The 11877-nt window shown below is 61.7% G+C and carries 6 protein-coding genes; 1 reads left to right on the forward strand and 5 read right to left on the reverse strand.

All coding sequences use genetic code 11. From position 1 onward, the window contains the following. Positions 1-11: 11 nt before the first annotated feature. Genes GUY37_RS13320 through GUY37_RS13330 form a run of 3 tightly spaced genes read right to left on the reverse strand, consistent with a single transcriptional unit; the run spans position 12 to position 3804 of the window. Positions 12-1220, reverse strand: a complete 1209-nt coding sequence (locus GUY37_RS13320; protein WP_166826446.1) for a TniQ family protein — start codon at positions 1218-1220, stop codon at positions 12-14. Next, positions 1217-2134 (reverse strand): TniB family NTP-binding protein, encoded by a 918-nt coding sequence (locus GUY37_RS13325; RefSeq protein ID WP_166826448.1) that lies wholly within the window; start codon positions 2132-2134, stop codon positions 1217-1219. Before GUY37_RS13325 ends, GUY37_RS13320 begins: the two co-directional genes overlap by 4 nt. Then, positions 2128-3804 (reverse strand): Mu transposase C-terminal domain-containing protein, encoded by a 1677-nt coding sequence (locus tag GUY37_RS13330; RefSeq protein ID WP_129701449.1) that lies wholly within the window; start codon positions 3802-3804, stop codon positions 2128-2130. The genes GUY37_RS13325 and GUY37_RS13330 overlap by 7 nt, the downstream gene beginning before the upstream one ends. Before the next feature lie 282 nt (positions 3805-4086). On the opposite strand from GUY37_RS13330, the gene GUY37_RS13335 reads away from it, so the two are divergent. Beyond that, a complete protein-coding gene (locus GUY37_RS13335) occupies positions 4087-4944 on the forward strand; it encodes a DUF4062 domain-containing protein (protein ID WP_166826450.1) in 858 nt (285 codons plus the stop codon). A gap of 158 nt (positions 4945-5102) precedes the next feature. On the opposite strand, the gene GUY37_RS13340 is transcribed toward GUY37_RS13335, so the two are convergent. Further along, positions 5103-11258, reverse strand: coding sequence for a helicase-related protein (locus tag GUY37_RS13340; protein WP_228278478.1), 6156 nt, complete (start codon positions 11256-11258; stop codon positions 5103-5105). A 116-nt stretch (positions 11259-11374) separates the two neighbouring features. Further along, on the reverse strand, positions 11375-11707 hold the full coding sequence (locus GUY37_RS13345) for a hypothetical protein (protein WP_166826454.1): 333 nt from the start codon (positions 11705-11707) through the stop codon (positions 11375-11377). Between the last annotated feature and the right edge of the window lie 170 nt (positions 11708-11877).

The following is an 11877-nucleotide window of genomic DNA, read 5'->3' on the forward strand; positions in this document are numbered from 1 at the left end:
CCGTCACCCGCTCACACGGATGTAACTGGTTCGCCACTAAAGCGCAAACGACGTAGCCGACAATTACCGACGCGAGAACCACGCCACTTACCGCTGCGACTCACAAAATCGTTCCGAACTCGGTGGACGTGCTCGTCGTCGTCGCTGCGGTAGAGCGTCATGAGATTGAATAGCTGGCGTGCGCTGTCCGGGTTCTGCTTGGCATCCTCGACGGCGTCGTGCAGGGCTTCGTTAAGGGATTTCGGGCATCCTGTTGTTACCAGTGGCTTGCCAGGATCAAGAGAGGTGTCGGGTTCCGGGAGGAACAATGCGGCATCGCGGCCCAGACCCGTCAGGTGACCGTTCTCGAGCACGCGCATTGCGATGGCTGCGGCTTCGAGGGTCCGCGTCTGCCTCTGCAGGGTCTGCGCTTCAAAGGGCCGCCACATCGCTTGACCGGCTCGCACGGGATATCCCGCGCGCTGCCACACCTCGCGCGTCAGCCGCTGCGCGGCACCGCACTCGCTCATGGTTGCACCAAGCTCATCGACCACAGTGCGCAGCAGCCGGAACCACGTGCCGGCGTGGATGCGATGCCGTGGAAGGTCGACTACTCCGGCTGTCAGGGCTTGCCACGTCCGGTCGTCCATGCGCCGGATCGCCAGCGAGGCTCTCTGCGGTTCGGGGGCGCTCGATGGGTCGCGCCATGCGTAGTAATGGCCGGGCGGACCGTCGTGGTGCTCAAGCCAGCAGTGGTGGACGGGGCAGGAGAGCATCAGTGGCAGCGACCACACCACGAGGTAGGGGTGAGGAGACGTGGAATCTCGCACACATTGTGGGCAGGTTCGGTGGTGTCGGACAGCGGCGGTCGGGACCCATGCTCGCCACGAGCTCACCGTCCGGCGACGACGGTTCCTCTCGGGCAAGAGAACGGTCAATTGCCGGATGTAGGTGCTGAACGCGTCGGGGCCAGGCTCGACGTCGTCCAAGAGCCACGGGGTGTACCCGCTGATGCTCATGCCGTGAATCCGATCGGAGCTGACTCCGGTTTGGATCGCTAGTTGCTCGATCAACCCCTCCGGTGGGGCCAGGTCGAGATCCGTATCGCGGTCGAGGGAGTAGCCGATATCGAATGCAAGATCATCGACGGTGATCCCATACCCGTCGGCGATCCGGTGCAGCCATGAGGTGAGGGCTTCACCCGGAATCGGCCGCGGATGGATCGGCCAGCGGGCGGTCACATCAGCTCGCGTTCAAACAATCGCCGCCGCTCTGTGGGGCCAACGTAGTCGGCCATCGTCAGCGTCCGGTGGTTGATCGTCTCAGCGCCGGACTCGACGGCCGCGACCGCGGCCGCGGTCAGCAGGTGCGCAAGCTCACCGATCGTTCCTTCACTGCGGGCGAGCAAGTACTGCGTCATGTCGTCGGTCTCGATGCGGGAGGGCCGCCGCAATGGGAAGGCCGCCGCGAAGCTGGCCAACAGCGACCGGGCGTCCTCGCCTGCCTTCCAGACAGGCAGCACGAACGGCTCGAACCGATTCTCCAGTTGGTCGTCCGAGCGTATCGCCAGGTATGCCTCACGGGTGCCGACTCCCACGAGCGGGATGCGCAGCTCGTTGCCAAGGAATCGCAAGAGGTTCAAGAACTCTCGACGGACGTCACCACGTCCAGCAAGCACATTGTGCAGCTCATCGATCACCAGCATCTGCACACCGACCTCGCGCAGTAGGGAGAGTGCGAGGCGCTCGAGCTCGATCACACGAGGGCGCGGCCGTAGCGGCGCGCCGAGGGCTGCGAGGATTGCTGTATAGAACCGCAACGGGGACGGCTCCGAGGGCATCTGAACGCACAGCACCGGGATGTGTTCCCGATCCAACTCAGTCGTGGGCAGGTGCTGTCGACGGAATCTCTCGATGATCATGGACTTGCCGTTATTCGTCGGCCCCACCAGCAGCAGGTTGGGCATGCGTTGCTTCCGTGGCCACCCGAGCAGCGTTTCCAACCGCCCGACAGCCTCGACGGCTTTCGGGTAGCCGATCCAGCGGTCGGCTCGAATCCTGTGGACCCGCTCGGCAGCTGGCAGCCGCGCCGTCGACTGTGCAGATGGATGCAGATGCGACAGATCCGGTGGCTGGTCCTCGTCGACTGTCACCATTGTTCAATCTCCTCGAAGCGGGCCGCAGGCCGCATCGCGCCCGGTTCCGGCGCAGTCGCCGGCGGAGCCGGTGTCGGCGCGGGAGACGCCTTTCTCGTGGTTCCCGCGTGATTACGGCGTTCAGCTTCCCGGCGGGTCCGCTTGGTGGTCTTCTCGGCGGTCTCAGAGATGTGACGCATCTGTTCGATCATCCGAAACAACGCGACCTCGTCGACTTCGGCGGCACCGCGTTCACGCAGTCGTGCCAGCGCCTGCCGGTGCTCCCACACGCTGACAGCAGGATTCGACAACGTCCGATAGGGCACCTCTAGGTATTCCTCGCCCTCAGGGTCCAGCACCCATATTCGGCTGATGTCGCGCGGGTCTCGGCGGATGATGAACTGTTCGAGACTCTCGCGACGCGCGATCCAGGGCTTGAGCACGTTGGCGAAATAACGCACGTGATCGATGACGAATCCGGTACGCGTCAGCTTCCGCCGGATCACCGGCAGGAAATCCACCAAGAACGCTGTCGGATTCGCCGTGACCACAGGAGAGCCGTCCGCGAGGACACCCTCAGCCCAGCGCCCAGCCGGAGTCAGGCCCAGCGTGCTGTGGACGGTGCCGTGGTACGCAGCCACTGCCAGGCTCAGCCACTTCTCCAGTTCGGCAAGAGTCAGTGCAGCCATTTTCTCGGAGTCATACCGGCCACGCTCACCTGGGTCCGAGAACGTCGTGCCTGGCAGCTCGTGGATCTCGCGCATTGCCGTGCCGATGACGCGTTCTACGATCCCGCCGTAATGCGGCTGGCCCAGCGGCCGGTAGTCCAGTGCGATGCCGTGCTGCTCACACCCACGGGTGAGTGCCTCGCTCTTGAACTCGGCGGCGTTATCGACGAACAACGCCTTCGGCTTCCCGCTCATCGGCCAGTCTGCTTCGATCCCGAGTCGTTCCAGCCGGGGCCGTTTATCACCGGTTGCGTGAGCTAGGCATAAGCCCACAGACACCGCCGAGGGCGGCTCCAAAGTCACGACCATGCCCACGAGACAGCGACTGCACACATCGATCGCCAACGTCAGATATGGGCGGCCGACAGGCTTCCGTTCCCGCTCATCGACGACGATCAGATCAATGACGGTGTGATCGATCTGTACCTGGTCCAAGATGGATCCGATCGCTGGGACGTCATCACCGGCCGACTGCAAGGGCCGCACACTGTCGGGCCCTTCTCGTCGCCGACCGACTGCTATCGGATTCATCCGTGCGATTCGCGTCTCGACCGTGTTCCGCGCCGGCACCGGCAACCCCCGCACAGCACAGACTCGGGCGATCTCGCGGTGCAGCGAAGCGATGCTTCGCTTCTGTCGCGTCAAGTACCGTGTGCGGACAAGCTCGCGAATGACCTGCTCGACCGGCTCCGACAGCCGATTACCACCCCTGCCACCGTCGGACCGTCGGCTGGCGAGATCGGTCACCAGACCAGAGCCCTGACGGTAGCGTTCCAACAGCACGTACACCTGTCGGCGAGAGATTCCCAGCTCGACGGCGGCTTCATCGGCAGCAGCCACCCCAACATGGTCACGCTCGGCGAGATTGCCGATCACTTCAGCACGCAACCGAGTTTGCTCCCACTGAGCATCCGACATCGTTAAATGCCCCGGCGACGGGATCCCGTATGGTTCTTCGTCCATCCCTGCCTCTCCTTTGAGAACAGGACTATTGAGCAAAAACGACTTTAGTGCACACGACTACTGAACGGCCAGCGTTCAACAGCCGACTGCACAACCCCCGAGAACACGGGGCCGGATGTGCAGGCGACTTCGGAAAATGACAGACAGGGTGTCGCTTCCTCGTCGGTGAGACGTCTCGTATCCCTAGAGATGCGAGACTCATGATTGCTGTTAAAGACTAAATTGCGGGCAATCAGACTCAACACCAGTATCTGTGCCCGTGCTCTGCCATACCATGGCGTCATGACTTATGTTGCGAATGTCCTGCGCGTGATGATTGCGTCTCCTGCTGACACTGTCGAAGCTCGGAATGCGGTTGAAGCCGCGATCTATAGTTGGAATCACGCGAACGCCCAGAACAAACAGATCATCCTTCAGCCGTGGCGGTGGGAGACCTCGTCAGTACCTCAGCTCGGCGACCATCCTCAGTCATTAATAAATGCCCAGGGAGTAGATGAATCCGATCTCGTTTTCGCGCTGTTCGGTGGCCGGCTCGGTTCGCCAACTCCGGGCGCGGTATCGGGAACTGTCGAGGAGATCGAGCGCGCCCTGGAGCAGAAAAAACCTGTGCACCTCTACTTCTCAACTGCTCCATTGCCCAACGATGTCGACACGGAACAGCTGGAAGGACTCCGAGACTTTAAGCAACAGATTCAAGCAAAGGGACTTCTCGGCGAATTCAGCAACGTGTCCCAGCTCGAACACGAGATCTGGAAGGCCATCGAATTCGACATCACCACCCTCGATCTTGGAACACCGGCGTTGGACCGTCCAAACAGCGGAGTTCGTTTCCAGGTTCAACCCCAACAGGAACGCGAGATCAGGGATTACGATAAGAAGGGAAAACCGCGATACAAAACTCGGCGTTGGATCGATGTCACCAACTCCGGCGACACTGACGCGCAGGACGTCACTTTCGAATCTGCTGGTGAAAACCCCAGCATGATCGTTCTAAGCGGTTCACTGCCAACAATTATCCATGCCAACCAGACTCGCCGCGTCAATGTCGACCATGTGATGGCTGGCAGTGATGCAGATATCCTCCGCGTTCGTTGGTCCAGTGAGGGCGAGCCCCAGCAGCAAGACTTTCACGTCGGTTGATTCGGTCCAGACGACCCACGAACGCTGCTGCTGAGGCAATGAATATCGACTGGCACCCGCCAACCGGTCCCCGACCACACCGACAGTTCTCTGTGGACGACAAACGACCCGCAGAATGCGTTCACCCCACAAATTTTGGGGGCCGCCAGCGATAGCCGTCAGTCCAGCCCAACAGATACTGTCGCCTGGGCACCGACACTGACGCTGGCTCCCGCCGGGACAGCAGAACCATTCGGTGCCTGTTCCTCCAGTTCGGTTTTTGCCCGGTCGAGGTGCCGATTCTGAGCAGCCACTCGTTCCTCCACCGACGCATCAGCGTCGGTGAGGCCATGATCAGGAGCACGCAGCACCCCGTGACACGCAGCCACCGAAGCGACCACACCCGCGACGTGGTAAGGTTTCCGCTCAATCAATTCCGAGAGCTTATTCGCCTGTTCGGCATCCTCGGACTGCCCGATTGCGGTCGCCATCTCATCGGGTGTCAGCCGTTTGGCCAGAACACTGGATGCTCTCACCCACCCGGTCATCAGTTTCTGTTCCTCGGGGTTTGACATCGCTCGCGCCCGGTCTGCCAACGCTGCGCCCGGCACGGCTTTGCCCAGCCGGCCTTGGGCCTCGGCTTCCCAGTTGCGAAACGTGGTCAGTTCCTCGTCGTACCCCTCCAGGATCAGGCTCACGTTCTCTAGCCCGTCTGATCCCCGTGTGGTTTCCAGCATGCGTAGGGCTTTCATGTATTCGACCATGTGATCGGCTCCGGCGGCGGCCGCGATTCGGTATTCGTGTTGATCACGCATCCGATCTTCTAAGCGCGGCATTTGCTCGGCCAGAAATGCGTCCGTCATGAACTGTGCTGGCACCTTCGACTCATGGGCTCGACCGATCGAGTTCATCGCGGATATCACCAACTGTTTCTTCGCCTGGAGCAAGTTGGCGTGCGCCTCAGTCGGTGCCTCGTCACTGGCTGCGTCGTAGCCTCGTGCCGCTGACGCCAGTTCTTTCGTGCACCGGCTTGTTTGCCGCCAGAACGTTGTCATCGCCGCTGCTCTCCGCAACGGATGCTCAGCCTCCGCCTGGTATGTCTGTGCCGCGGCACTCAACCGCTCTGAGACCAACCGGGCGATAGTGTCGGCCCGGCCACTCGGATCCGGTTTCGGCTCACGGTCACGCACCTGAAGGGTCTGGTCCGCTTCGTCTGCGCTCAGCCCCGCAAAGCGGACCCCATTCGCCTTCTCAACGGTCTTGGCGGAGTCGGCTGCCTGTTCGGCCGGTGTTGGCCCCACAGTGTCGTCAACCGATACGCCAGCGACCGCCTTAGTCTCCTTGTCGGCTGCGGCCGTGGTTTCACTGGTTCCGACTCCCCCTCCATGAGGGTTCACGGCCTCATCGATGTTGTCCGGTTCTGTCTTCCGCCCGTTCTCTGCTGTGTCGGCCTCCGCGATCTTTCGATCGATTTCGGCCAACTGCTGTCGAGCCTGCTGAAGTTCGTCTGCTTGCTTGAAGGGTTTGCCCAACTGGCCGTCGATCGATTCCACCTCTGCATCGAGTTCGGCCTTGTTCGTCTGCATCCGCCCCAGGACGCGATCGAGTCCGATCACTTTGTTCTCCACCAGGTGTGCAACGTCCTTGATCTTCGACTCGTTCGTGTTCCAGTCCATCGGGAAGGCCACGATCACCTCCGAGGCATCGACGCCTGCCCCTGTGTCTAACAGGGTCACCTTGATCTGCCGAGAATGGCTGGCCTCATCGAGAATGACTGTCGCTTCCGCATCAAGACCACCGATACGGATGCCCCTGACCGTCTGTCCGGTCATCTGAGTCGATTCCATCGACCGTGACATCAGCTCATAGATCGCTCGAGATGCCTTCTTCCGTTCGTCATACACACGTCCATCGATCGTGGCTTTGAATGCTTCCCCTCGCGTGTCCACCCGACGAGCGACTGCCGCCTCAACCGTTGGCAGCGCCTTGTTCAGGTACATCCGACGCTGCTCTGCGGCTGCTTTCCGGAACTTCAGTCCCTCCTGTGCCCGATCATGACCACGCGACCGACGGGCCAGCTTCTGCACCGTCACGTCCAGCTCCGTGCGCTCCATCAGCAGCGGGTTGCCCGACGACGCCGCCATCAGTTGTTGCGCGTCCAAGGCCATGTCGCCGGGATCATCGAGCTCGCGGACATCCAGCCGGCCCCGCATCACCTGCGCGATCGCGCTGGCCTTGCGCGTGATGATGTCCCAGGACGTCGAATCGAATGTGTTCTCCGTGGCGTACCGGTAGATCTGAATCTCAGGGTTCTCATTGCCCTGTCGCAGAATCCGTCCGTCACGTTGCTCGAGCATGTCCGGCCTCCATGGGCAATCCACATGATGCATCGCGATCGCCCGGTTCTGGATATTGGCACCGGTGCCCATCTTCTCGCTTGACCCAATGAGCACATCCAGCCCGCCCTCACGTGCGGCCTTGAACAGCTTTGCCCGCTGCTCATCGTCTTTGGCATCGTGAATGAACGCGATCCGAGACCGGTCCATCCCGTGCCGGGTCACCAGAGCCGATTTGATCTGGTCATAGGCGTTCCATTCCTCATCGTTGGGTGTGGCCAGGTCACAGAACACCAGCTGCAGGGCTCCGCGGTGCTCACTGATCTCCTGCGTACCGGGCACGGTGTATTCGTTGTCCCGGTTCTCCTTCCAGATTCGTCCGATCCGCCGGGCCACGTAGTCGAGTTTGACCTCACCTCCGGTATCCATGCCCACCAGCCGCGGATCGAGGGCGACTTTCCGCCCATCGGCGTAGACAGTCAGGTGGTTGTCTGCGCCCTTCTCCGGGCGCGTTCCGGACAAAGCGTCCAACCGCTGCTCGAGGAACTCCATGTACTGGGCATGGGAATCCGTGCGAGGAATGACCACCATTTCCGGACGCCGCTCCCCCGCCTCATTCACGGCCAAGTCGGGCAGATTCAGGTTGAGATCCTCAGTCCGTTTTGTGTCGGCGAACTGGTGCCACGACGACAGCATCTCCGGAATGTTCTTGAACTTCGCGAACCGTGACTTCTGCTTCAGCCGCCCGGCGGCATCCCGCTCGATCCGCGTGATCGTCTCACCGAAGGTCGCCCCCCATTCATCGAACGATCCGACTCCGGCCTCGTCGAGGAGGTCTGGCCGCAGATACTTCGTGACCACATACGCCTCCGCGATCGAGTTCGCGATCGGAGTTCCCGTCGCCAAGGTCACGACTCTTGCCCCGTACGTCGCACGCAGGTAGTCCAGTTTCATGTCAAGGTCAGCTGCCTTCAGCGAACCATCGATCTGTGCCCCCGCGATCGACGTTGACACGTGCAGGTTCTTAAACAGGTGCGCTTCATCGACGGCGAGATAGTCGATGCCGGTATCTTCGAACGTCAGATTCGTGTCATCGGCGGCCGCGACAACTTTCTCCAGTCGGGCCTGCTGAGTCTTTTTCCGACTTTCGATGGCTTTGACCCCACGGTTGCGGTCCTTGCCGACCTTTTCCCGCATCTGCATCTCAGCTGCCTCAAGCTCGGCAGTGACCTTCGAGAAGTAGGCTGTGGCCGTCGTTTCTTTGATCCCCAGCTTCCCGAAGGCCGCGTGGGTCATGATGATCCCATCCCAATCCCCGGTCGTGGCCTTCGCGATGAAGTCCCGACGCCCGTCAACACTTCCTCCGCTGGATTTGAGATCGTCACTGCCGGCCGAGAGCAGACGCGCGTTCGGGTACAGGTCCTGCCATTCGCGAGTGAACTGCTCGAGCATGTGTCCGGGCACGATCGTCATCGGTTTCTGCACGAGACCGCGCCGTTTGAGCTCCATGAGCCCCATCACCGTCGCGTTCGTCTTCCCGGCCCCTGGAGAGTGGAACATGCCCACCGCTGGTTCGGCGATCATCCGTGCCACCGCGGTGCGCTGATGGTCGTGGGGTGTGAAGTCCTTCTTCATGCCAGGAAACGTCAGCCGGGCCGCATCCGCCGTATAGTCTCGGGTGACGAGACTGTTGAATCGTCGATTGTATTCGGCCAGGAGCCGTTCAGTCCGGGCCGGGTCCTCCCATACCCATTCTTCGAACCGTTGGGTGATCTCATCGGCTTTGGCTCGGGCCGCTTCTGACTCAGCTGGATTGAGGGTCCGCTTCCCGTCCTCGTCGGTGTCATGAACCTGGATTTCTTTTCCGCCCAGGAGCTTCAGATACAGGTCGTAGACCGGCATCCGCGCGGTTCCCCACTCTGAGGTCGCGGCCACGCTCTGCCGCGCGTCTCCCGCCCCGCGCTGGACCTCCCAGAACCCGCCTGCTTTGACCACACGCGCATGTCGGTCCCTGGCGATCAGCTGGAGGAAGTCTTGGTGGTCCTTCTCCCCGATCCACACGGCACCGATCGTCGGCACGATGTCCTCCAGCGGGATGTCTGCCGGAATGACTTCCTTGAGCGCGGCCACATTGACCAAGAAACGCTCATCCTCCTCGGATGCTGCTGTCGCCTGGTCCAGTTTGGTGCGCACGTTGCCCGACAGATACTCGGCCCGAGTCGCCAGTTGACCGGTGGCCGGATCATCGAAGACGAGGTCACTCAGCTGCTCCCGTGCAGTCGCCTCATCGGTGCCCAGCAGTGCTGCGATCCGATCAAGCTCGGCCCGGCCGCGAGCATCCAGGCACAGTGCCAAGGCTTCCTCGGCGGTGTCTGCCCCGAGCAGTGGTCGTGTCTGTTCGACTGTGCGCTGGTGCAGAATCGCCGCTGAATGCGATTGACCGGTTTCTTCGTTGTAGACTTCCAACGCCGCAGTCAATGACCACATCGGGTCTCGCTTCATCAGCTGGATCGCTTTCGGGTACTTCCTCGTTTGGACGCGCACCTTCACCTGTTCGCCGGTGTCGTCGTCCGTGACCGTCTCGGTCTTCCACCCCAGAGTGTGCCTGTTGACCGGCCCGAACCGGGCCACATGCGCCTGCCAGGCTGTGTGAGTGGCCGCGCGCAGCTCGATGATTTCGTCCGTGTCAACCGGATTGGACACCTGCCCCTCAATGAGTGCCCCCGCTCGGTCCCGCAGGTCCATCAGCGACCGCAGTTCCTCGGCGGCGTTCTTCGGCACCTTCAGCTGCTCTGGTGAGTCCTCCTTGGTGAGGAAGAACTCGCCATCGACTTCCACGATCGAACCCGGCCACAGCCCGGCTTGAGGTGCCAGGGCCTGAGCCTGTTCACGTTCGGCACGCATCTCAGCCGTCACGGGCACGTACTCGCGTCCTCGCTCTCGAGCGTGTTCCACCACAGCCTGCAGTCGCCTTTCCAACTGCCCTGCTACAGCATCGAGGTCGTCGGCGACCACGTCGATCTGTCCATCTCGGAACGAGGACACCCGCACAGTCCCGAGGACGTTGTCTGGATGATCGTGAAAATACCGATTCATCAACGGCTGCGCCCTCTCGCCTGCGATCTCGGTCGGGACTGCTTTGACCCATCGCAACGTCTCCGAAGTGGGTTCTTCCCCTACCATCCGCTTCCGGAACACGAGCACATCGGTCACGACCTCGGTGCCAGCGGTGCGTCGATGGGTGCCGTTGGGCAGGCGGACTGCGCCAAGGAAGTCGGCTTCTCGGCTGATCTCGGCCCTAAACGCCGGATTCTGCGCGTCCATCGTGTACGCGCTCGACATCATTACTGCCACGCCACCGTCGTGGAGTCCGCCGACAGCTTTGCGTAGAAAGTGGTTATGAATGGAGAAGCGTTCACCGGGATTCCAGGTCGGGTCGAAGACGGGGAAGGAACCGAAGGGAACATTGGCGATCGCGGCATCGTAGTGGCCCGGACGCACTGTCGTCTTGCCGAATGATTCCGCCTTGATTTCAGCATTCGGGTACAGGTGAGTGGCAATAGAGGCCGTGAGCGGGTCGAGTTCGACTCCGACCATGGACATGCCCTCGGGTGCGGTGCCGATGAAGTTGCCGGATCCGCATCCGGGTTCAAGCACGCGCGCCTGGCTGACCCCCAGCCCTGTGACGGCACCCCACATGGCCTCGACGATCGCCGGTGACGTGTAGTGGGCATTGATCGTCGTGGCCTTCGCGGCCTCCCATTCCTCATCATTGAGCAGACTGCGCAGCTGCTCTCGTTCTCCCGCCCAGTTGTCCTTGCTGGTGTCGAAGACATCGGCCACGGCTCCCCAGGATGACCAGCCGGACAGCACGGTCTGGTCTTCGGCAGTTGCTGTCCGGCCACTGGCCTCCAGTGACCGGACACGTTCGATCGCCGCGATATTGGCAGCGAACCGTGCCTTGGGACCCGAGGGCACGTAATCAACCGTCGGGTCCATCCGGAACACGGGGCCAGGCGCCTCTGGTATCCGGTCAGTGCCCGTGACCGGGGACAAGTCCGCCTCGGTGACCGAGACGACCTCGCCTCTGTCCGAGTCCAGGACGTCGTCGAGGTTCAGGTCTCCAGTGGTTGACCGTCCTCGTCCACCTCTGCCGGATACCGATCGAGAACGATCTCCTGCCACGCCATCTCCTGCGCCTGGCGATGGTTCCTCCGCGACCGGCCCAGCAGCGACAGAGGATCCTGCGTCTCTTCGACTGTGGGTGGCCGGTCCGGCTCCAGCGACAGGAAGATCTGGTCCTGCCTCTCGCTCAGCTCCTCGTGCAGTCTCGCGTAATGTTCCGGATCCGTGATCAGCCTCGCCCGGCTCGGCGCGAACCTCTCCACGTACTCCCGAATCCGGGTGCCCCTCGGCACCCACCGCAGCTGCTCGGGGTTCGAGGTCATCGGACCCTCCATTCTCAGTCGTTGGCCTTGACACCAGATCCTGCCTGACGCTCAGCGTCGGCTGGGCCTCCCCCTCATCGTCGAAGATGAGGTCGAACAGGGACTCGGTGTCGTCATGAACTTTTTTCGCCATTATCTACTTCCCGACATATTAGAACACCCATTCTATT

The sequence above is a fragment of the Brevibacterium limosum genome (assembly GCF_011617705.1).
GTDB classification, from domain to species: domain Bacteria; phylum Actinomycetota; class Actinomycetes; order Actinomycetales; family Brevibacteriaceae; genus Brevibacterium; species Brevibacterium limosum.